We start from the raw sequence: 22742 nt of genomic DNA on the forward strand, positions 1-22742 counted from the left end.
GTCCTTAACGAAGCTTCAGGGTTGCAAGTCCAACCAGGGCAAGGATCACAGCAATGATCCAGAACCGGATCACGATGGTCGGTTCCTGCCAGCCCTTTTTCTCGAAATGGTGATGAAGCGGGGCCATGCGGAACACGCGTTTGCCAGTCAGTTTGTAGGACCCGACCTGAATGATTACCGACAGGGTTTCCAGAACAAACAGGCCACCAATGATCGCCAGAACCAGTTCGTGCTTGGTGACAACCGAAACCGCACCCAAAGCACCACCAAGGGCAAGGGATCCGGTATCCCCCATGAATACCATCGCAGGCGGCGCGTTGTACCAAAGGAATCCAAGGCCGGCACCAACCAGGGCGCCAAGGAAAATGGTCAACTCACCAGAACCGGCAACGTAATGGACCTGCAGGTATTCGGCGAACTGAACGTTACCGATCAGATAGGTAATCAGCGCGAAGCTGGCCGCGGCAATCATCACCGGCACAATCGCCAGACCATCAAGGCCATCCGTCAGGTTCACCGAGTTCGAAGCACCGACCATGACAAACATGGCAAACGGCACAAAGAACCAGCCCAGATCCAAAAGGAAATTCTTCAAGAACGGGAAGGCAAGTGCGGTCGAAAGCGGATCGGCGGTGTTATACGAAATCCACCATGCGGCAAGGGCCGCGATGGAAAACTGCCCAAGAAGTTTGAGCTTACCCGGAAGGCCTTTGGTGTTGCGCTTGGAAACTTTCAGGAAGTCATCAAGGAAACCAAGGAAGCCATAGCCGATGGTGACCAGCAAAACCGCCCAGACATAAGGGTTGGTGAGGTCGGCCCAAAGCAGGGTGGCAATCGATGTTGACAGCAACAACAAAAGCCCGCCCATGGTCGGCGTGCCTTTTTTGGTCAAAAGGTGGCTTTCAGGGCCGTCTTCGCGGATCGGTTGGCCTTCGCTTTGTTTGGAACGCAACCAGTTGATCAGGTGCGGGCCGATCACAAAGGCAAGCACAAGCGACGTGATGATCGCACCACCCGTACGGAAGGTGATATACCGAAACAGGTTCAGTACCGGCATCTGATCAGCAAATTGATAAAGCAGATTATAGAGCATTGCTCTGGTCGTTCCTTTTGCGACTTATCCTGTTGCGGTTGTGGATTATTCCACCACGCCACAGGATTTTAAGGCCGATACAATTTTCGAAACGTAAATGCCAAGCGATCCTTTGACCAAAACCACATCGCCATCGCGCAAATCGGCCTTTATTGGCTCAATTGCGTCTTCGGCTGTGTCAAAATGGCCAGCATTTCGTTCGGAAGGCAGGGTTTTATCGAGTTCAGCCATCATCGGCCCAACCGAGTAAACCCGATCAATTTCAAGTGCGGTCAGCGGTTGATGCAAATCGGCATGCATTTTGGGTGCGATATCGCCGAGTTCGCGCATTTCGCCCAGAACGGCAATCCTGCGTCCGCCGTCACCCGGTTTGGTCTGTGACAGGACCTTAATCCCCGCCATCATCGAGGTCGGATTGGCGTTATAGGCATCATCAATCAGGGTAAAGGTTCCATCGCCGGAGGGCAGCTTGACCGTGTGTGTTTCACCACGACCGGCAGGCGGTGTAACATCCGCCAGATCCTGCGCGGCACGTACCGGGTCAGCGCCAATCGCGTCAACACATCCGAGCACCGCAAGCGAATTCAGAACCCAGTGTTCACCGGGGCAGCCGATGAAATATTCAAGGTCGCGTCCACCGACACGTGCGCGGACGGCACTGCCATCGGTGACGATGTTGGCTTCAAACAGGCGATAGTTCGCCATGGCATCGGTGCCAAAGCACTTGATGTTGCCAAGGCCAAGTTCCTTGGCACGCCGGGCAAGGGCGAAGTAATGCATGTTGTCGCGGTTCAGAATGACCGTGCCATCCTGATCAAGGCCATCGAAAATCTCGGCCTTGGCCATGGCAATTTCGGCTTCGTCCTTGAAAAATTCGGTGTGGGCGCCGACCACCGTTGTGATCACGGCTACACTTGGCTTGACCATTTTGACAAGCTTGCTGATTTCGCCCGGATGGTTCATGCCGATTTCAAAAACACCAAAGTCGGCATCGGCGGGCAGGGTTGCCAGAGTAATCGGCACGCCCCAATGATTGTTGAAGCTGGCCGGGCTGGCATGGGTTTTCCCCTGCTGGGACAGAACGTATTTCAGGGCTTCCTTGGTGCCGGTTTTGCCGACACTGCCGGTGATGGCAACGATTTTGGCTTTGCTGCGCGCTCGTCCGGCAAGGCCAAGGCGCTCAAGGGCTGCCATCGTGTCATCAACCAGCAGAACCTTGTCGGTATCGGTGATGCCTTTGGCATCCGAGACCATGACGGCATGTGCGCCGGCATCAAGGGCGGCCTGGGCGAATTTGTGACCGTCGAAATTCGGGCCTTTAAGGGCGATGAAAAGATCGCCTTCGCTGACTTTGCGGCTGTCAATCGAGATGCCGGTTACCGTCCAGTCCCCTGTGGTTTTGCCACCGGTTGCACTCGCGGCATCCTGTGCGGTCCATAAAACAGCCTGCGTCATAACGTCACTTTCTTTTCGCTCAGACCATCACGGCCAAAGCGCCGTAACGGGAATTAAGGTCAGTTGCCACCCGCAAGAATGCTGCGGGCAACGGATGCATCATCGAATGGAAGGACCGTATCACCGACAACCTGGCCTCTTTCATGGCCTTTTCCAGCAATAATCAGCACATCGTTGCGCTGAAGAATGCCAATGCCGCGTTTGATCGCTTCGGCGCGATCACCGATCTCGACGGCACCTTCGCACTTGACCTTGATCGCCGCCCGAATGGTGGCCGGATCTTCGCTGCGCGGGTTGTCATCGGTGATGATGGCAATATCGGCAAAGTCGTGGGCAACCTGTCCCATCAACGGGCGTTTGCCGACGTCACGGTCTCCACCGGCCCCGAATACACAAACAAGGCGGCCTTTGCAATGCGGACGGACGGCCTTGATCACGGTTTCAAGCGCATCTGGCGTATGGGCATAATCAACAAAGACCGGTGCGCCAAAGCTGGTTTTGCCAACCAGCTCAAGACGACCACGCACACCTTCAAGCTTTTCAAGCGCAAGGACTGCCTGATCAAGGTCAGCACCCGATGCCACCACGATGGAAAGGGCGGCCAGTGCATTCATCACCTGGAAGCTGCCCATCAGCGGCAGGTGGATGTTGTATTCGCCCTTGTTGGCAGCAAGGCTGATCTGGGTGCCGGTGCTGTCAGGGGTTGCCTTGATCAGTTTGATGTCATCGGCATTCTGGCCATAGGACATCACATTGATGCCGCGCTTGGCGCAAAGTTCTTTCAGAAGGCCGAACTGTTCGACATCGGCATTAAGCACTGCCGTGCCGTCTGCGACCAGAAGGTCCGAGAACAGGCGGGCCTTGGCGGCAAAGTATTTTTCAAACGTGCCATGATAGTCCAGATGATCACGCGACAGGTTGGTAAAGGCGGCCACCGTGACCTTCACGCCATCGAGGCGGTATTGATCCAGCCCGTGCGAGCTTGCCTCCATCGCGACATGTGTAACACCAATGCCACACATTTCATCAAGGCTTTGGTGCAGGGCAACCGGATCGGGCGTGGTCAGCGATCCGGGGATCTTTGCCCCAGCGGCCCGAATGCCAAGCGTTCCGATCGATCCCGACATGTTGCCAAGGATCGTCCAGAGCTGCTCGGTAAAGATCGCCGTGGATGTTTTGCCGTTGGTACCCGTGATCGCCGCGATGTTTGCCGGCTGCTTGCCATAGAAACGGGCGGCAAGCTGGGCATAACGTTTGCGCGGGTTTTCCACCGGGATCAGCGGAACCGTGGGGGCTGCCGGTCTTGGCGTTCCATCCTTTGCAAGGATGGCCGCGGCACCAAGCTTGATCGCATCGGCGATATACTTGGAACCGTCATCGCGTGCACCGGACAGGGCGGCAAACATATAGCCATCCTTCACGGTGCGTGAGTCTGCTGTCAGGCCCGTGATATCCGGGTCCTGTCCTTCGGCATGTTTCAATGCCGCTTGATCACCTGCCATGAGCTCAGAAAGACGCAAGTTTGCGTTCCCCCTTGCGAAGTTCGATCTGCAGCGCTTGCTCAATCTCCGGCGCCTTCGCATTCGCCGGTTCAATGCCCAAAAGGGGAGCAATACGTGTCACAACCTTGCCAACTGCAGGGGCGGACACCCAACCTGCTGTGGCAAATCCATAAGTTTCTTTAGTGCCTTTGGGCTCGTCCAACGTCACCAGAACCACATATTTCGGGTCCTGCATCGGGAAGGCGGCGACAAAGGTCGACATGCGGGCGTTCTTGACATAGCGCCCGTTCACGAGTTTTTCCGAAGTCCCGGTCTTCCCGCCAAGGAAGTAACCCGCCACTTCGGCGTTCTTGCCAGAACCGTCGGTTACGACCAGTCGCATCAGGCGACGCAGCAGTTCCGACGTTTTCTGGGAAAATACACGTTCGCCTGCCGGTGCGCCGTCCTGTTTGAGGATGGTCGCAGGGCGGCGAATACCACCATTCACAAGGGTGGAAATGCCACTGACAACCTGAAGCGGGGTCACGGCCAGACCATGACCGAATGAAATCGTCATGGTGTTGATGTCGCGCCACGGATTGGGCACAAGCGGTCCGCCAACTTCAGGAAGCTCGATCTGCGGTTTGTCGAGCATGCCAAGCTTTTTAAGGTATTTTTGCTGGGTCTCGCCGCCAAATGCCATTGCCATGCGGGCTGACCCGATGTTCGAGCTGTGAACAAGGATTTCCGGCAGGGTCAGCCAGCGATTCTCGCCGTGATAGTCACGAATGCGGAACCCGCCAATTGCCAGCGGTTCAGTCGCGTCATAGACCGAATTCAGCGTCGATGTGCCGGTTTCAAGCGCGATGGCCGTGTTAAACAGCTTGAACACCGAACCCATTTCGTAAACGCCAAGCGTGGATCGGTTAAAGCGTGCATCGGCTGGTGCCTGGCCCGGGCGATGGGGGTCAAAGTTCGGAAGCGATGTCATCGCAACGACTTCGCCGGTATAGACATCCATCACAAGGCCTGCCGCACCAACCGCGCTGTAGGTTTCCATCGCGTTTTCGACTTCTTCGGCAAGCGCGTATTGCACGCGGGTATCAAGCGAAAGTTCCAGTGGGCCGTTATTGATGCGCAATTCGTTGTCAAATTCGCGCTCAGCCCCGGCGATGCCGTTATTGTCGATGTCGGTGAAGCCCAGAACATGTGACAGAAGACGCCCATGCGGATAAACGCGGCGTTCTTCACGCTGGAAATTCAATCCCGGAATGCCAAGCGAGTTGACGTCATATTGCTGTTCCGGCGTCAGGTTACGGCGCAGCCATACGAATGCCTTGCGCGAACTCAGATGACGGATCAGTGAATCGCGGTCCAGATCAGGCAATACGGTCAACAAAAGGTCGGCGGACTCAACCGGGTCCTTGACGACACGGGCATCGGCATAAAGCGAATTGGTCGGAAGGTCGGTCGCCAGCAACATACCGTTGCGATCAACGATATCGGCGCGCTCGGTCTTGAGTTCACGGGTATCGGTTCCGGATGCGACAGCCGGTTCATTGCCCTGACGCAGAACCGATGCATCAATCAGGCCATAGGTGATCCAGCAAAAACCGATGATGAACATCGCGCCGGTGATAAAGATACGGTTGCGCGCGGTTTCAAGCGCAAGACGTTCGCGCTGATCCGGGCCCAGTTCCGGACGGTCGCCACGCAGCCAGTATGAAAAACGGGTCAGGCTCATTGTGCGCCTCCCGTTTCGGTCGCGACGGACGGGGCATCAATGATCATGGTATCAGCCGCCTCGTCATACATCAGATCACCCGGACGGGCGCGCGGGACGGGCATGAAGGCAACCGCCTCGCCAAACTTGTTGATGCGATACTGATGCAGATCGGCGTCTTCGGGCAGATCGTCGATGCTTGCCATCTGAAGCACGTCAATCTGGGCAAGGCTCAGATACTGTCTGGACAGGCGTTCGATACGTTCCGGATTGTTCAGATAGCTCCATTCGGCCTGAAGAACATGGATGCTTTCCTGTTCGGCCAGAATGTCGGACTGAATATCTGCATAACGTTTTTCAAGACGTTCGACCTGATGGCTGACCCAATAGGTGCCGGTGCCGATCAGGATGGTCAAAACAAGGCCAATGATGGTTACCGCACGGGTCATTTGCGACCTCCCTGCGATGTAGCCGGTTGGTCGTTGCGCGCAACAGCGCGCAGTTTTGCCGAACGTGCGCGCGGGTTGGCGCGAATTTCATCTTTCTGACCGGTGACGGCCTTGCGTGTAATTGTCGTAAAGGTCGGAATGGCGACTTCCGGTTCACCGGGCAGGCGACGTGACATCTTGTTTGGATCGCCAGAGCGTTCCTTCATGAATGTTTTGACCTGCCGGTCTTCAAGCGAATGGAAAGTCACAACCACCAGACGGCCACCCGGTTTCAGCAGCGTTTCAGCGGCATCCATGGCGCGTTCAAGTTCGCCAAGCTCATCATTGACGTAAATACGCAGCGCCTGGAACGTCCGTGTGGCGGGATCAATGCCGTCCTTGGATTTGCGCACCACAGAACGCACGGCACGGGCGAGCTGGGATGTGGTGGTAAAGGGTTCCTCTGCGCGCATTTCGATAATCTTGCGCGCGACCTTGCGCGATGCGCGTTCCTCGCCATAGCGGTAAACGACGTTGGCGATGTCTTCTTCTTCGGCGGTATTGACGAAATCGGCCGCCGTCGGTCCAGACATCGACATGCGCATATCAAGCGGACCGTCTTCGCGGAACGAAAATCCGCGATCGGCCTGATCAAGCTGCATCGACGAAACGCCAATATCAAGAACGATACCATCGACCTGCTGCGCACCTGCCGCCGGGACAAGTTTGGCCATATCGCCAAAGCAGCCCTCGACCATGTGGAAGCGGCCGTCATATTCGGCTTCAAGCTTTTTGCCGGTGGCAACAGCGGTCGGGTCGCGGTCGATGCCGTAAAGTTCGCAGTTGGCAGAGTCAAGAATGGCGCGGGAGTAACCGCCTGCGCCAAAGGTACCGTCAACCATGATCTCGCCGTCACGCGGTGCAAGGGCTTCTAGGACCTCGCGGAGCAGGACCGGCTTGTGCGGACGATCTTCAGTGGCAAAGCTTAGGTCATTGCTGCTCATGATGCGTCCTCCTCCGTTGCGGTGCCGGGACGTGCACCTCTGGGGAGTTCAGTCATCGGTTTGAGCTTCAATGTCGCACCACGGTTAAGCGTGCGGGTCCGGCTGGCTTCTTGCAGGGGCTTGAAGATGTCAGGGTTCCACAGGCGGAAGGTGCGACCACGGCCGACAAAGGCGACCTGATCTTCGATGCGGGCGAACTCGATCAATTCTGCGGGCAGAATGATGCGGCCTTCGCCGTCGTAAGGAAGCATATGCGAGGAGCCAAGGATGGTGTCTGCCAGATCGTCGGCCTCGTCAGAAAACATGTCGAGTTCATCAAGCGATGCGGCAATGCGCTCCATATGGCTGTGGCTGCAGCCTTCAAGTGCGCTTTCCTTGTGGGATTGATACAGGTAGATGCCGGCGAATTCTTCGGTATCGAGGGCCGCACGGAACCGTTTGGGGACGGATACGCGTCCCTTCCGGTCCAGCTTGTGAATGTGCGTCCCTGTGAACAGCACTTCGCCATTCCCCTGATCAAAAAACCGATCTCAGAACACTGGCCCTCATGGGCTGTCTTGCGACTGTCGTGTGTCTGAAATGGATATGCCCCGCGTGGCACGGAATTTGTGCCTCTTTATGGGGTACCATGGGAAATCATGGGGGTCAATGGGATTTGATGGGCAAGAATGTGACGTTTTGGCACTTCCCGAGGGTTTCCGCGGTATATGCAGAAAGGCTGAAATCGGCCAAAAATGCGAGAAAACCGGCGGCGATCCATCTTCTGCCCATAAAATCCCAATTCCGTTCCATGGGGACCCATGGGAAGACCATCGAAAAACCGGATTTTGGGTTTTGATGGACCAGTTCAAGAATTGGATCTGAATGGGGTTGTCGAAGACAATTTGCGATTTGATGGCCAATCGGGTTTGATGCGCGGGCAAACTCCTGCAAAATGTCGAAATGATCTCTGATGGTTTTGATCGGCCATCACGAATGAAAATGTCCCCGAATGGGGCGTGGTCCTCTGGCGCGGGGCAGCGTCAGTGAAACGAAGGAAGCGATTGTTGCGGATAAAAGCTGCCATTCTATTAATGGGTTGTGCATTTTCCTGGACCGTTTTGGTTCCCGGGCTGAACACCGTTACGGGTGGGGTGGCCACGGCACAGGGGCTCAGTCTTGACCCGGCCGGTGGCGGATCAAATTCGCCCGAAGTTTCATCACCACAGATGCGTGAATTGCTGCCCTTGATCATGCAACAACTGCAAAACAATCCGGAACTGATGTCGCAGTTTGGACTGGGCGGGCTTTCGGGGCTAAATGGCCTGAATGGGGATGGTTCTGGTGCAGGTGCCAGCGTTCCCAGTATGACAGGCGACGGTGTGTCGAACATCCCCGGATTGAATGAGGCCATCGCAAAGGCGCTAGCCCAGCAAAATGGGGGCGCGGGCGTCGCCCCATCGGGCATTCCAGAACAGGTCAAAGTCTATCGCGAACAATACCACCCGGTTGATATCGACCAGGATGGTCGTATCAGCGCGGATGAGGCTGCCGCATATGCCAGCTGGATGTTCCGGCGGCGCGATATCACTGGCGATAATGTTTTGGTGGCGCGCGAATTTGCCGCGGTTGAAAAATTGCCGGGTTCTTCGGATGCCAATCGACAAAGATTGCGCACCGAAAGCCGCCGACTTGAATTGCTGTTTCCGGAATTTGATGCCGATGGCGACAAGATGATCAGCAAGGAAGAATTCATGGCGCAGGTGCATGCGACCTATGATGAAAAGCGCGGAGCGGAAGCGGATATTGATCCGTTTTCGTTCCAGACGGTTTTGCCATTCTAGGGCTGCGTTACTTGGAAACGCATTCATCACATGACAAGCATTCAATAAACTGGCATCCGTAACCATCGGCAAGCAGGAAGAGACGGAGAGGCTCATGGACACCAACGAATTCTTTGCCCCGGTGCGCGCAAACACCGACAGCGGCAATACCGCCAGTCCGGCTGCTTCTGATAGCGCCGTCGGTGACAGCGGGCAGGCAGCCGAGGCCGCAAACACGCCTTCTGAACAATCTGCCGCCAAACCGGCTGCTGCCAAGGCCGAACGTCTTCCGGTTTGGGTCGATTTGCATGCCCCGACGCCCGATGAAATTCACGAGATCGAAGAACGTTTTGGCATTGAAATACCGACGCGCGAAGAAATGCAGGAAATCGAACTTTCATCGCGCTTGTATGACGAAGACGGTGCGTTGTTCATGACGGTTTCGGTTCTGACCAAGGCAACCACCGATGCGCCGCAAACCACGGCGGTGACATTTATTCTGGTCAAGAAAACCCTGATCACTGTGCGTTATGCCGATCCAGTACCGTTCAAGACCTTCATCCGTCGTGTGAAACGCAGCCCGTCGCTTGCCAATAGCGCCGAGGCCGTTCTGTTTGGTCTGCTTGAACAGATTGTTGATCGACTTGCCGACCTGATGGAGCAAACGGCGACCGATCTTGAAGGCCTGTCCAATCAGGTCTTTATCAGCCCCGACGAGAATAGCTCGGATGCGGATCACCGCGAAACCCTGCGTCAGATCGGGCGTACCGGTAACCTGTCGGGCAAGGCCAAGGACAGCCTTTTGAACCTGCATCGCCTGGGATTGTTCCTCTCAACGCAGGCGCGGCTTAAAAAGGATGCCAAGGCGCGGCTCAAGATCCTGTCACGTGACATTGTCTCGATTACCGAGCACGCCAATTTTATCGCCAACAAGGTGACCTTCCTGCTTGATGCGACACTTGGCATGATCAGCCTTGAGCAGAACAACATCATCAAGATCTTCTCGGTCGCCGCCGCCGCCTTCCTGCCGCCGACCCTGATTGCCAGCATCTATGGCATGAACTTCGAATTCATGCCGGAACTGGGGTGGGAGTTCGGCTATCCGGTCGCAATCGGCCTGATGGTGCTGTCAGCCGTCCTGCCGCTGCTGTATTTCAAGCGCAAAGGATGGCTTTGAGCCAAATGGCGAAATGCGTGGGGCTTCTGTCCTTTTAGACAGTCTTTGCGCTGCTAGATTGGCCAGCACATTCACCAACCATCGGAGCCCCACAAATGAGCAAGACCGCCCTGATCCTGATTGATTGGCAGAAGGGATTTGATGACCCTGAATATTGGGGTAATCGCAATAACCCCGACGCCGAAGCCAACGGCGAAAAACTGCTCGCACACTGGCGCGCCAAAGGTTGGCCTGTGTTTCATGCCAAGCATAATTCCACAGAGCCGCAATCGCGCCTGCATCCCGACCATCCCGGTAACGCTTTCAAGCCGGGTTTTGCGCCCAAGGATGATGAGCCGGTCTATGGCAAGAACGTCAATTCTGCCTTGATCGGCACGGACCTTGAGGCCGATCTGCGTGCGCAAGGCATTTCGAAACTGGTTCTGTGCGGGATAACCACGGATCATTGCGTGAACACGACCACCCGCATGGCGGCCAATCTTGGATTTGATGCCACCATTGCGGCGGATGCCTGTGCGACCTTTGATCGCAGCTTGCCAGACGGGCGGGTTTTCCCGGCCCAGATGGTTCACGATGTTGCACTCGCCAGCCTGAATGGCGAGTTTGCAGCGGTGAAAACAGTCGCGGAAATTATTGCGGACTAATCGGCAATTGACTTGCGTTCGCAACTAAAGCAGTTTCTGCCCTCGTTTCTCGCCAAAGGTAATCTGCAATGACCAAAATCGATACTCAGGAAAAGCTCCGCGCCATATACGGAGAGCCGCTTGGACTTGCTGTCAGCAAATGTTTGCCGGCACTTGATCCGCACTGCAAGCACTTCATATCGCTTGCGCCCTTTGCGGTCATTTCCTCGTCAGATACCAATGGCAATGCAGATGTCAGCCCGCGTGGTGATGGCCCGGGTTTCATCAAGGTTGTTGATGACAAAACGCTGGTCATGCCGGATCGTCCGGGCAACAACCGGGTCGATACCCTGTCAAACATCGTCGACAACCCGAAAGTCGGGATGCTGTTTTTCGTGCCGGGCGTGAACGAAACGCTGCGCATCAATGGTGTTGCTGAAATCAGCACCGACCCGACTTTGTTGGGGCTGTTTGCCGATACGCCCAAGGCACCGATTGCCGCGATCAAGGTCACGGTTGAGGAAGCCTTCCTGCATTGCGCAAAGGCGCTGATGCGTTCCAAGCTGTGGGATCCGGAAACCCGGATCGAACGCAAAACGCTTCCGACCTTAGGCAAGATGATCAAGGATCAGACAGCGTCCGATATCCCCGAAAGCACGCAGGAAGAAGTAGACAAGTATTTCGCGCAATCCATTGCCGAGCGCGGCTGATCTGCTGTTCATGGTTTGAACGCATTTGGTCCGGGCGATGACGGGAAACTGTCATCGCCTTTTTTCTGTCTGAAAAGATAATACCAGATGGCCTGTAAGCCGGGTTCTGTCCATGCGGCGAACCGCACTGGATGACTATTCATCTGGGACGTCCGTCGCCGAACGCCTCCTGCAACCAACCCGAATGGTGGTGCGAAAACTCACCTGCCGACAATGCCGAAGCATCCGGCCGACCATTCCTATTAGGTTTTGCTCCCGGTGGGGTTTACCATGCGTCCCGCATTGCTGAAGGACCGGTGCGCTCTTACCGCACCCTTTCACCCTTACCGGATGGCTTGCGCGATCCGGCGGTATCCTCTCTGTGGCACTTTCCCTAGGGTCGCCCCCGCCAGACGTTATCTGGCACCGTGTTTCCGTGGAGCCCGGACTTTCCTCCCCGATTGCGAACAATCAGGGCAGCCATCCGGCCATCTGGTGATCGGGATGTAGGTCACATCCATGGTGGCGTCAAGAAAAAGCAGTGCAGGCAGGGATGCCTAGCGGGTGATCGCGCTGGCAAGCACCTTGGCAATGGCAACGCATTCGCCGTCGACTTGACCGGAAATGTCGTTTTGCCGCCAATGACGCTGGAACGCGATGGTGCGTTTGGCTTTATCTTCGTCGTTGTCTGCCGCGCCATAACCAATCGTCTCAAGCAGGCGATAGAACTCATCCGGGCTGGCAGCTGTGCCGGAAATACCGGAACTGATTTCAGCAACGCCATGGCATCCGGGCCATAGACCGATGCCGTGTTCGGCCAGCTGTTGCCACGGGAACAGTTCGCCCGGGTCTTCCTTGCGGTACGGGGCCATATCGGAATGAGCGATAATGCGGCTGGCGGGTATCTCATGGCGTTTGAGGATGTCTTGCGTCAGATCTATAACGGATTTGATCTGGATTTCCGGAAACGGGCGATAGCCATATTCATGTCCCGGATTGACGATTTCGATCCCGATGGAGTGGGAATTCACATCGCTACAATCTTGCCAAATGCCAAGCCCTGCGTGCCAGGCGCGTTTGTCTTCATCAACCAACTGAAAGATGCGGCCATCTTCCTCGATCAGGTAATGACTTGATACTGAGCTTTCCGGATCACACAGGCGTTCAAGTGCGTCGGCACCTGATTGCATGCCGGTGTAATGCAGGACGAGAGTATCAATAGGGCATCCATCCGGACGATCACCGAAATTGGGGGAGGGGTGGGAAATGATGTTTCCCGCTGATCGCGTTTTGGTGATCTTTTCCCCCATGCGGATCAATCCATTCCCTGTGCTTTGCGTTGAACCGGCTTGCGCAGCATGATGACCGCCACACCGCACAGAACGACTATGCCACCAATGATTTTAAGCAGCGAGAACGGCTCGTCAAATACAAGGAACGAACCCATCACACTGATCACCGGTGCCAACAGGGTCCAGGGCACAACAACATTTACATCCTGCGTCTTCAGCAAATGATACCAGAAGCCATACGCAACAATCGATGACATCACGACCGTAAAGGCAAGGTTTGCATATGCCACCCAGCTTGCGTTCATCACCGCTTCAAACCCGTTCGGCTCAAAAATCAGGGACATGATCAGCAATTGCGGGGCCGCCATCAGCGCCATCCAGCCATTCAGTTGGAAGGTATCAATGTCACCAAGCTTCTTGATCATGACATTGGCAACCGCCCACATGAAGGATGCAAACACCACGAGTAGCAGTGGTAATTGCAGTTCGGTCATGGTCGGGTCCCAGAACATGATGGTGACACCGATAAACGCCAGCGCCATACCCGAAAGCCGTTTCCAGCCCAGCCGGTCATTAAAGAAATAGGTCGCAAGCATCGACGAAAACGGCACGCCCAAAAGAATGATGATGGCGACCGGTCCGGCATCAATCATTGAAAGGGCATAGAACAGAACCCCGAAATGCAAACCGCCAAAGGTCACCGAGATCAGCGCAAGTTTGCCAAAACGTCCGCGCGGAACTTGCGTGAACGGGATCAACAGGATCGCCACAGCCGCAAAACGCATCGCTGTCAGGATGAAAGGCGGGATTTCACCAACCGCCCCTTTGACGGTCAGCATGTTCACGCCCCAAATGACGGCAACGGAAAAGGCCATAATTACGGCTTTGATCGGCATGACGGGGCCTTTCGGCAATAAGGGGCATTATAATGACCCCAAGAATATCAGATAGATACGCAACCCCGCCCAAGTTTTTTAGACGGGTTCCAGTCCCTTGATCCGATGTTTCAGCCCAAAGCACAAATGAGTTGTTTTCAACTCATGCCTAAACTGTCTTGAAATTCGCGTAAGCTTGGTCAGCCCTGACCAAGTTCCTCGCGCAGCATTTCAAGTTCCAGCCAGCGTTCTTCGGATGCTTCAAGTTCTGAGCGCGCAGCATCCAGTCGATCCACCTTTTTCTGGAAACCGTTCGGGTCCTTGGTGAACAGGCTGCTGTCAGAAAGCGCGTCCTCAAGGGTGGCGATTTCGGCTTCCAGTTTGGCCATCGCAGCAGGCAGATTGTCGTATTCGCGCTGATCCTTATAGCTCAGCTTGCCCGTCGGTTTTGATTTCGGTGCAGATGCCTGTGCGGCTTTTTTGACCTGTTTGGCCGCGGCCTTTTCTTCCTTGGCGGCCTCGGCGCGCGAAAGTCTGCGTTGGGCAATGTAATCGGAATAACCACCGGCATATTCAATGGCAGTCCCATCGCCTTCCATGACGATGGATGATGTCACAACGCGATCAAGGAAGTCACGATCGTGGCTGACCAAAAGAAGCGTGCCTTCATAGTCGCTCAGCATTTCCTGAAGCAGATCCAGTGTATCCATATCAAGATCGTTGGTCGGCTCATCCATGATCAGAAGGTTGGTCGGCTTGGCCAATTGTTTGGCCAGCAACAGCCGATTGCGTTCACCGCCTGAAAGCGCGCCGACCGGGCTTCTGGCCTGTTTTTCATCAAACAGGAAATCACGCAGATAGCTGACAACATGGCGCGGATTGCCGCGCACCATGACCTGATCGCCACCAACATCACACAGCGTATCCCAAAGGGTCTTGCTGTCATCAAGGGCGGCGCGTTTCTGATCGAAATAGCTTGGATTAAGGTTGGTGCCGATCTTGATCGTGCCGCTGTCAGGTTCGATCTGACCGGTCAGCATTTTCAAAAGCGTGGTTTTACCAGCCCCGTTCGGGCCGATAATGCCAACCTTGTCGCCACGTAAAATACGGGTCGAGAAATCAGCGATGATCTGACGGTCGCCAAATGATTTGGCGATATCGGTCGCTTCGATCACGACCTTGCCGGATGTCTCACCGGCATCGGCCGCAAGCGACACGTTGCCGATGCGGTCAACCTGTTGGGAACGCTGGGCGCGCATGTCATAAAGACGGCGCAGACGGCCCTGGTTCCGTTTGCGGCGGGCTGAAATACCCTGCACCGACCAGACGGTTTCCTGCGCAATCAGTTTATCAAGCTTGGCGCGTTCCTCGGCTTCCTTGCGATAGATTTCCTCGGACCATTCCTCGAACTGGGAAAAGTTGATCGCACCCTGATGCATCACACCACGATCAAGCCACAGCACACCATTCGATACGGCATTCAGGAATGCACGGTCGTGCGAGATCACCACAACAGCACCGCGGAAATTCTTGATTTCGCCCTCAAGCCATTCAATCGTCGGCAAATCAAGGTGGTTGGTGGGCTCGTCAAGCAACAGAACCTGCGGATCGGCAATCAGTGCACGCGCAATCGCGGCCCGGCGGCCTTCACCACCTGAAAGCTGTTTGGGGTCCGACTTCGGATCAATATCAACCGATGCCAGCAACATGTCGGATCGATAGGCATAATCCTGTTCATGGTCATCAAGGGCCGAAAGCACAAAATCCTCGACCGTGTCATAGCCGTCGAATTTCGGTTCCTGATTAAGGTAGGCCACCTTGCAGCCTGGCTGAACAAAGCGTTCGCCGCCATCGGGTTCGATTTCACCAGCGATGATTTTCAAAAGAGTCGATTTGCCACCACCATTGCGCCCGACAAGGCACAGGCGATCACGGTCGCCAATGGCAAATGACACATCAGAAAACAGATCATTCCCGCCAAAGGTCAGGTGAATGTCATTAATATTGATCAGCGGTGGCGCCATGGAAAAACCGACAAGTTTGAAAACAAAACAGGGTCACAGTGACCGGCCCCCTGCAAACAGCAATTCGCGCACCGTTGCAAGGGAAATCAACTTTGACAGAGATAATCGCGAAGATCGAACGCGCTAGCGGATACCGCGCTCTTTGCGGATTTGATCCCAGGCCGCATTGATCCGCGCCATCTTTTCGTTGGCCTGTTCGATGAATTCCGGCGGCATGCCCTTGGCCATCAGGGTGTCAGGATGGTTTTCGCGCGACAATTTCCGATGGGCCGATTTCAGGTCATCGTCACTGGCATCACGCGTCAGGCCAAGCTGCTCATAGGGATCCGGGCCGTCTGACGCGGTGAAGGCATGATGAACCCGTTCAAAGTCGACCTCGGCAAAGCCAAAGATATTGGCGACCTTTTTAAGGTAATCCTGTTCGGCCGGGTGCAGTTCGCCGTCGGCCATGGCGATTTGATAAAGCGCCTCGAGTACACCTTCAAGGATGGCACGTTCACCGCGAAACATGGTGGCTATCTGATGGGCATAAACCTCAAACCCGTCTGACGACGACCGCGCCATGTCAAAGATGCGACCGACATTCTTTTCTTCGCCCGGCGGGATATGGAACACGCGTTTGAAGGCGTTGACTTCATCGCGGCTGACATGCCCGTCAACCTTCGCCATCTTGGCGGCCAGCACGACCACACCGGTTGCAAAGGCGATCTGGCGGGGATCATGCCCGCCAATTTGCGGCCCGCGTGCATTGCTTTTGATCTTGTCAACGACATGACCGGCCGCCGCGCCGAGAATTGCACCCAATGGTCCGCCCAGGGCAAAGCCTGCAGTTCCGCCAATAATTTTGCCCCAGATGCTCATGGGTGATCTTCATCCTGTTTGTTGTAATCCGGCGCGGTCGATTGGCTGAATGGATAGGTGATTAATCGGTACCAATACCCGCGCAAAGCACAAACATAGTGCGCAGATGATGAAAAGAAATGACCTAATTTGCGGGAATTTTCGCCAAAGGTAGAGGGAATTAGTAATTAGTCTATACTTTAGTCTTTATATATCTACTGATGGTAGAATGTTTTATGGTTCTGAAAAACAAAATATAAAACCAAGAACCGGAAAATGAGGGGTGGAAGCATGTCTTTCTTGTCGCGAATGAAGCTGGTTTACCAGATCTCGCTGCTGAGCATCGTTGCTCTGGTGATTTTCGCTATTGTCGGGATCACACAATTCGTCGCCGATCAACAGCGCCAATCCGCGCAACTTCTTGCCAAGGCCGCGAGTGAAGACTCCCGGACTGTAAGTACCGTATCGCGCGCATTCCTTGATGCGCGTAGGCACGAGAAAGACTTTGTTATTCGACGAAGCGAGGAATATGTCACTGCCCACGCCGAAGCCGCCGCACAAATCCGGGCCGGTCTGGAAAAGCTTTCCGCGCGTGAAGAACTTGGTGACCTTCTTGAGCAGGTCGAGCAGGTCCAGACAGCCGTCAATAATTATGTGTCGGAATTCGCCACTGTCGTTGAACTGCAGCGCAAGGTTGGTCTAGACGAGAGTTCGGGCTTGCTTGGCGAAATGCGCAGTGCTGCTTCCGAAGTCGAAACTGCTTTGGCAGAAGTGGCCAAGCTTGAGGCGATGCTGGGACTGAGTGGCACCAAGGACCTGTCGATTGCCGTTTTACAGATGCGTCGCGATGAAAAGGATTTTCTCGCCCGTCTGGATCCGGCCTACGTCGAAAGTGTCGAAGCAACTTCCAAGCAGTTCTCGGCTGCGCTTGAGCGCGCCGGCAGCATTCAGGATGAAAAGAAACAGCAGCTTGGCAAGCTGATGGATTCATATCTGGCGGATTTCAAAACCCTTGCCGATGCCGTTCTTGAACGTGAAGAATCCCTGGAACGCCTCAGTGCATATTACGCTGCCGTCGAGCCGGTTCTGGAAACATTGGGCAATGAAGTCCGGACCGTTGCCGAAAACATGCAACAACGTGCCGAACAAATCGCGCATAGAGGGGTTCAGGTTACCTTTGCGATCTTTATCGCTGGTGCGATCATCATGATCCTGATGTCGATGGTACTTGCGCGTGCCATCGTGCGGGCTATCACCGGGTTGACCGACAAGATGGCCCGTTTGGCCAAGAACGATTTTGACGTCAAACTGGATGAAGCCGACCGCAAGGATGAGATCGGCGAAATGGGCCGGTCTGTGGTTGTCTTCCGCGAAAACGGTCTGGAGCGGCAAAAGCTTGAAGCCCAGCAACGCGAACTTGACGAAAAACAGCGCCAGCGCATTGAAAAGCAGGAGCAGCACATTCGCGAATTTGACGATGATGTCGTCGCAATGATGAGCGAAGTGGGGACTGCCGTTCAACAGCTGCATTCCGTCTCCGAAGTTCTGCGCAACAGTGCGGCCACAGCCAATGAACAGTCGACAACTGTTTCTGCGGGCAGCGAAGAAGCATCGTCAAACGTGCAACTTGTTGCAACGGCGGCGACGGAGCTTTCGGCGTCTATCCACGAAATTGCCGGTCAGATCAGCGATACTTCGAAAATGGCGGCGACGGCGAGTGATCGTGCCCAGACAACCAACGATGACATTCAGGGCCTGAATGCGGCCGCAGTCCGCATTGGCGAGGTCATCAATCTGATCAGCGATATCGCCGAACAAACCAACCTTCTGGCGTTGAACGCCACGATCGAAGCCGCCCGTGCCGGTGATGCTGGCAAGGGCTTTGCCGTGGTTGCCAGCGAGGTCAAAAACCTTGCCAATCAGACCGCCAAGGCGACCGAGGACATTTCAAGCCAGATCAATGATATCCAGCAAGCCACACAGTCGGCCGTCGATGCAATTGATAGCATCGTTCAGATGATCAAGGATATCAGCGAACGGGCATCTGCGGTGGCCGCGGCCGTCGAACAACAGACCGTTGCGACCAGCGAGATTTCCCAGAATGTCGAACAGGCCGCATCGGCAACCACCGAAATCTCAAACGCGATGCAGGGGGTTTCGTCGGCGGTGGCAGAAACCACCGAGGCTGCCGATGATGTGCGTGGTTCGGCCGATAACCTGGGTCGTCAAAGTGATGGTCTGAGTGAACGTATCGATAACTTCCTTGCAAGGATGCGCTCGATTTCATAGGCCGTCTGCAACAAGCATCATTTCACGTCTGCAACTGGAACAAGAGGAAAGAGCAATCTTTCCTCTTGTTTTGTTGTGCCTCACACCAAATGTGATTCAGTTGAGTAAGAAACAGGCACCGGGCAAGCATCAATTATGTCTTGCCACGGCTTAGAGGCCGAAATGGTTTCCCGACATATGGGGCAAGGTTCCCCGATTTGATCTGGCGGGCGCAATAGGTGTCTTCATTTCGTTGTTGAATAGAAACCTGCGCTGATGCCAGCGGGAGAACAGCTGTGGCAAAGGCGAGGCAACTGCTTGGGGGCCAAGATGAACTTTCTTTCCCGAATGAGACTTCTCTATCAAATATCGCTGATCGGCGGGGTGGCACTTTTGATCTTTATCGTCGTTGGTGCTGTGCAATTCATTGCCGAGCAACAAAGACGGGCCGCCGAAGAGGTTGCCGAGAGTGCGCTGGAGAACAAACTGGTTGCTGACGCTGTTTCGCGTGAATTCCTGAATGCACGTCGGCGGGAAAAGGACTTCCTGCTGCGCATGGATGAAAAATATGTTTCCCAGCATGCCAGTGTCGTCCAAGACGTCAATGCAGGCCTTGAGCAGCTTGAACAGGCGCCGGAACTGAGCGCGTTTGATGCGCAGCTCCAGGAAATCGTGACAGCCTTTGCCAACTATGACGCGAAGTTCGCAGTGGTTGTCGGTTTGCAGCGAGAAATCGGGTTGAACGAGGAAGAAGGGCTTCTGGGACGGTTACGTTCCTCGGTGCACAATGTCGAAGAGGCGCTCAAGAAATATAACGCCGACAATCTTACCGTAATCATGTTGATGATGCGCCGCCACGAGAAGGACTTTTTGGCACGCCTTGATCCAAAGTATGTCGGTCGGATCGATGACCGCCTTGCCGAGTTCGGACCGGCATTGGCCGCCTCAAACATTCCCGCCGACGAGCAGGATAAAATCACCGACTTGATGAAGTCATATGTTGCGGACTTCAAGGCCCTGTCTGAAAAGATCCTGCAACGCGAAGCAGAGCTCGGCTTTTTGTCCGACTATTATGCCGAGGCTGAGCCGATCCTTAATGAGCTCAGTCAGTCGATTGGCGAAATCGCACAGACCCAAAAGCAAAGAGCTGACAGCATTGCAGAAACCAGTCTGACAGTTTCGGTCATTATGTATTCAATCGGCGTTCTGGCGTTAATGGGGCTCTCGTTCTTGTTGGCACGCGCCATTGTCAGCGCGATCAGCGGTTTGACCAACAAAATGACTCGACTGGCTGAAAACGACTTTGATGTCGATATCAACGAAGTGAAGCGGGCGGACGAAATCGGCGAGATGGGGCGTGCGGTTCTGGTGTTCCGCGAAAACGGTATCGAACGCATCAAGCTTGAAGCAGCGCAAAAGGCAGAGGACGAGAAACGCCGCAAACGCATGGAGACTCAGGAACGCTATATTCAGGAATTTGATCAGGCGGTGGTTGCCGTCATGGCCGATGTCGGAATAGCGGTGGAGCAACTCCATCAGGTGTCGAACGTATTACGTAACAGTGCTGAGACAGCAACCAACCAGTCGATGGCAGTGTCTTCCGGTGCCGAAGAAGCCTCTTCGAATGTGCAGTTGGTTGCCACGGCCGCAACCGAACTTTCGGCATCTATCAACGAGATTTCCGGTCAGGTCACGGAAACGTCAACCATGGCACAGTCCGCAACCGAGCGGGCCCGCAATACCAACGACAATATACAGGGGCTTAATGATTCTGCGATCAAGATTGGCGAAGTCATCAGCCTGATCAGTGATATCGCCGAACAAACCAACTTGCTGGCGCTTAATGCAACGATTGAGGCCGCCCGGGCGGGGGACGCAGGCAAGGGCTTTGCCGTCGTCGCAAGCGAGGTGAAAAACCTTGCCAATCAGACGGGCAAGGCAACCGAGGAAATTACATCCCAGATCAACGATATCCAGCAGGCGACAAGCCTTGCCGTTGATGCAATCGACGAGATTGTCAAAATGATCTCCGACATCAGCGAACGTGCAGCTGCGGTGGCGGCCGCGGTCGAACAGCAAACCGTCGCCACCAGCGAGATTTCGCAGAACGTGGAGCAAGCCGCCGCCGGGACAGAGGAAATCTCGGCTGCCATGCAAGGAGTGTCTGCAGCTGTCAATGAAACCAACGAAGCGGCTGGTAACGTCAATGTTTCGGCCAACAACCTTGGTCAACAAAGCGGTGACTTGCGGTCGCAGATTGATGGTTTTCTCGAACGGATGCGCACACTTTAACGGTGAATTGCCGATAAGTATAAGGCGGCAGGGGCTTTACCTTGTCGCCTTTATCGCGATAAAATGCCGACAAACTTCCAATGAACCTGGTCGGAACCTATCTTGGTGACCGGGAATACTGCATTACAGGGAACGTCGGATGGCTGATAAAACACGTATCGTCTCATCGTCACATCTTGTCTCGGAACGCGCAGCCGAACTGTCGGAACTTGAATTTGCGTTGATCCTGTCAGGTAACGCATTTAACCGCTGGATGGTGCGGTGCATGCGTGCGGCGGGTATGCCCGATGTGTCGGTTCTCGATATTCTGGTGCTGCACAATGTCAATTCCCGTGAGCGGGAAAAAAGTCTGTCTGAAGTCTGCTTTGTCCTGAATGTCGAGGACAGCCATCTTGTGAACTATTCCCTTAAAAAGCTCCGCAAGCTTGGACTTGTCGAGGGTGTCAAACGCGGCAAGGAAGTGCATTACGCGACCACCAAGGACGGCCGTGAAATGTGCGAAAAATACCGTCAGGTCCGCGAGGATTGCCTGATTGAGACTTTCCAGCGGCTTGGCGTCAACAGCGAGGAAGTCGGGGATGTCGCCAAGACCCTTCGCGCAATTTCCGGCGTCTATGACCAGGCATCACGTGCCGCAAGTGCGATGTAAACCGCGCTGCTGCTGGTACTGGCGCTAAGGCTTGTCCTTCGCATCCCCGATGTCTGGGAGCAACACCTAGGGCTGAATTGGCAGCAGGGTGCGATTGTAGGTCGGGGACATCACGATTTCGTTGAAGCAAACCCGCATGGGTGCCCCGACGACATAAGTCACGATTTCTGCAAGATCGCTTGGCTTTAAAAGACGATCAAGTTCTTCCTGCTCTATCGGTACCGGTCGTTGCTGAAGGATCGGGGTGGCAACCTCGCCCGGCGAAATGCAGCAACAGCGGATGTTGTTGTGCAGTTCTTCCTGATTGATGCTGTGGGACAACTCCACGACACCGCGCTTGGAGGCAATATAGGCAGGACCTGCGACCGGGAATTCATGCTTTGCGGCCCACGATGAAATATTGATGATCAGTCCGTCTTGTTGATCGCGCATCAAGGGCAGGGTCGCACAAACGGTGTTGGCAACACCGTTCAGGTTGACGGCGACGATACGCTGCCAGTCTTTGATATCAAGATCGCGCCAATGCCGTTTCGGGGTGTTCACGCCAGCACAGTTGATCAGCACATCAATTTTGCCCATCGCGCTTTTGATTTTCGCGACCGTTTCAAAAACCTTTTCGCTGTCACTGATGTCGAGCGGGTGAATTTCAACTTTTCCCCCGCTTGCCGCAATGTCATCTGCAACTTGCCGAAGTGTCTCTTCGCGCCGAGCCGAAAGGGCAACGTGCGCCCCGCCAGCCGCCAGAGATTTGGCAACTGCCTCACCGATGCCGCTACCGGCACCTGTAATCCAGACAGACTTCCCCGAAAGATCAGACATTGGATTTTCCCCACTTGTTATTTGTTTGATCGCTAGTTGAATGCCCCCGGCAGGCAACAATAACAACAAAAATATCAGACGAATGGTCGGTTTTTGCGGGTTCACGCAGCCGGGGTTCCGCGGTGTTGTCTCCCGGATTGTGCATATCTGCTATGAATTAAAGTTGACAATTTGTCGGCAAAATGTGATCAATGTGTCGGGAGGCTAC

At 54.8% G+C, this 22742-nt stretch carries 19 protein-coding genes and 1 other RNA gene; 7 read left to right on the top strand and 13 right to left on the bottom strand.

From position 1 onward, the window contains the following. Window positions 1-4: 4 nt before the first annotated feature. Genes mraY through WBY09_RS06245 form a run of 7 tightly spaced genes read right to left on the bottom strand, consistent with a single transcriptional unit; the run spans window position 5 to window position 7684 of the window. On the bottom strand, window positions 5-1093 hold the full coding sequence (gene mraY / locus WBY09_RS06215) for a phospho-N-acetylmuramoyl-pentapeptide-transferase (RefSeq protein WP_197145600.1): 1089 nt from the start codon (window positions 1091-1093) through the stop codon (window positions 5-7). Between the two features lie 45 nt (window positions 1094-1138). Further along, window positions 1139-2548, bottom strand: a complete 1410-nt coding sequence (locus WBY09_RS06220) for a UDP-N-acetylmuramoyl-tripeptide--D-alanyl-D-alanine ligase (RefSeq protein ID WP_197145599.1) — start codon at window positions 2546-2548, stop codon at window positions 1139-1141. A 59-nt stretch (window positions 2549-2607) separates the two neighbouring features. After that, window positions 2608-4068, bottom strand: coding sequence for a UDP-N-acetylmuramoyl-L-alanyl-D-glutamate--2,6-diaminopimelate ligase (locus tag WBY09_RS06225; RefSeq protein WP_197145598.1), 1461 nt, complete (start codon window positions 4066-4068; stop codon window positions 2608-2610). Beyond that, window positions 4055-5773: a peptidoglycan D,D-transpeptidase FtsI family protein gene (locus WBY09_RS06230; RefSeq protein ID WP_008889600.1), complete on the bottom strand. Its 1719-nt coding sequence runs from the start codon at window positions 5771-5773 to the stop codon at window positions 4055-4057. The genes WBY09_RS06225 and WBY09_RS06230 overlap by 14 nt, the downstream gene beginning before the upstream one ends. After that, window positions 5770-6201 carry a cell division protein FtsL gene (gene ftsL, locus WBY09_RS06235; RefSeq protein WP_064779592.1) on the bottom strand — a complete coding sequence of 144 codons (432 nt, stop codon included), beginning with the start codon at window positions 6199-6201 and terminating at the stop codon, window positions 5770-5772. Before ftsL ends, WBY09_RS06230 begins: the two co-directional genes overlap by 4 nt. Next, window positions 6198-7184 (bottom strand): 16S rRNA (cytosine(1402)-N(4))-methyltransferase RsmH, encoded by a 987-nt coding sequence (gene rsmH, locus WBY09_RS06240; protein ID WP_197145597.1) that lies wholly within the window; start codon window positions 7182-7184, stop codon window positions 6198-6200. Before rsmH ends, ftsL begins: the two co-directional genes overlap by 4 nt. Beyond that, the gene (locus WBY09_RS06245; protein WP_064779590.1) at window positions 7181-7684 is read right to left on the bottom strand and encodes a division/cell wall cluster transcriptional repressor MraZ; all 504 of its coding nucleotides are present in this window, start codon (window positions 7682-7684) and stop codon (window positions 7181-7183) included. The genes rsmH and WBY09_RS06245 overlap by 4 nt, the downstream gene beginning before the upstream one ends. Before the next feature lie 546 nt (window positions 7685-8230). Between WBY09_RS06245 and WBY09_RS06250 the strand changes: the two genes are divergently transcribed. From WBY09_RS06250 to WBY09_RS06265, 4 genes are all read left to right on the top strand, one after another. Next, entirely contained in the window at window positions 8231-9007 is a 777-nt protein-coding gene (locus WBY09_RS06250) for an EF-hand domain-containing protein (protein ID WP_286791634.1), read from the top strand. A 94-nt stretch (window positions 9008-9101) separates the two neighbouring features. Then, a complete protein-coding gene (gene corA, locus WBY09_RS06255; protein WP_197145596.1) occupies window positions 9102-10163 on the top strand; it encodes a magnesium/cobalt transporter CorA in 1062 nt (353 codons plus the stop codon). Between the two features lie 95 nt (window positions 10164-10258). Next, window positions 10259-10807, top strand: a complete 549-nt coding sequence (locus WBY09_RS06260) for a cysteine hydrolase family protein (RefSeq protein ID WP_197145595.1) — start codon at window positions 10259-10261, stop codon at window positions 10805-10807. A 68-nt stretch (window positions 10808-10875) separates the two neighbouring features. Further along, a complete protein-coding gene (locus WBY09_RS06265) occupies window positions 10876-11496 on the top strand; it encodes a pyridoxamine 5'-phosphate oxidase family protein (RefSeq protein WP_197145594.1) in 621 nt (206 codons plus the stop codon). A gap of 79 nt (window positions 11497-11575) precedes the next feature. Here the strand turns inward: WBY09_RS06265 and rnpB are convergent. The 5 genes from rnpB to WBY09_RS06290 all read right to left on the bottom strand — a co-directional run bounded on the left by rnpB (window position 11576) and on the right by WBY09_RS06290 (window position 16527). Then, an RNA gene (gene rnpB / locus WBY09_RS06270) (RNase P RNA component class A) lies at window positions 11576-11971 on the bottom strand. A 61-nt stretch (window positions 11972-12032) separates the two neighbouring features. Further along, entirely contained in the window at window positions 12033-12785 is a 753-nt protein-coding gene (locus tag WBY09_RS06275) for an N-acetylmuramoyl-L-alanine amidase (protein ID WP_286791633.1), read from the bottom strand. 5 nt (window positions 12786-12790) lie between these two features. Then, window positions 12791-13663 (bottom strand): DMT family transporter, encoded by an 873-nt coding sequence (locus WBY09_RS06280; protein ID WP_286791632.1) that lies wholly within the window; start codon window positions 13661-13663, stop codon window positions 12791-12793. A gap of 179 nt (window positions 13664-13842) precedes the next feature. Then, complete coding sequence (locus tag WBY09_RS06285; RefSeq protein ID WP_286791631.1) at window positions 13843-15666, bottom strand: ATP-binding cassette domain-containing protein; 1824 nt, start codon at window positions 15664-15666, stop codon at window positions 13843-13845. Between the two features lie 123 nt (window positions 15667-15789). Beyond that, window positions 15790-16527, bottom strand: coding sequence for a TerB family tellurite resistance protein (locus WBY09_RS06290; protein ID WP_064779582.1), 738 nt, complete (start codon window positions 16525-16527; stop codon window positions 15790-15792). A gap of 270 nt (window positions 16528-16797) precedes the next feature. Between WBY09_RS06290 and WBY09_RS06295 the strand changes: the two genes are divergently transcribed. The 3 genes from WBY09_RS06295 (at window position 16798) to WBY09_RS06305 (ending at window position 21715) form a co-directional block, all read left to right on the top strand. Then, on the top strand, window positions 16798-18795 hold the full coding sequence (locus WBY09_RS06295) for a methyl-accepting chemotaxis protein (protein WP_286791630.1): 1998 nt from the start codon (window positions 16798-16800) through the stop codon (window positions 18793-18795). Between the two features lie 309 nt (window positions 18796-19104). Then, on the top strand, window positions 19105-21066 hold the full coding sequence (locus tag WBY09_RS06300; RefSeq protein ID WP_336232269.1) for a methyl-accepting chemotaxis protein: 1962 nt from the start codon (window positions 19105-19107) through the stop codon (window positions 21064-21066). A 139-nt stretch (window positions 21067-21205) separates the two neighbouring features. Continuing rightward, a complete protein-coding gene (locus WBY09_RS06305) occupies window positions 21206-21715 on the top strand; it encodes a winged helix DNA-binding protein (RefSeq protein WP_063088853.1) in 510 nt (169 codons plus the stop codon). 66 nt (window positions 21716-21781) lie between these two features. On the opposite strand, the gene WBY09_RS06310 is transcribed toward WBY09_RS06305, so the two are convergent. Next, on the bottom strand, window positions 21782-22534 hold the full coding sequence (locus tag WBY09_RS06310) for an SDR family oxidoreductase (protein WP_336232270.1): 753 nt from the start codon (window positions 22532-22534) through the stop codon (window positions 21782-21784). Window positions 22535-22742 lie beyond the last annotated feature (208 nt).

The sequence above is a fragment of the Thalassospira sp. CH_XMU1458 genome, assembly GCF_037027205.1.
GTDB lineage: Bacteria > Pseudomonadota > Alphaproteobacteria > Rhodospirillales > Thalassospiraceae > Thalassospira > Thalassospira tepidiphila.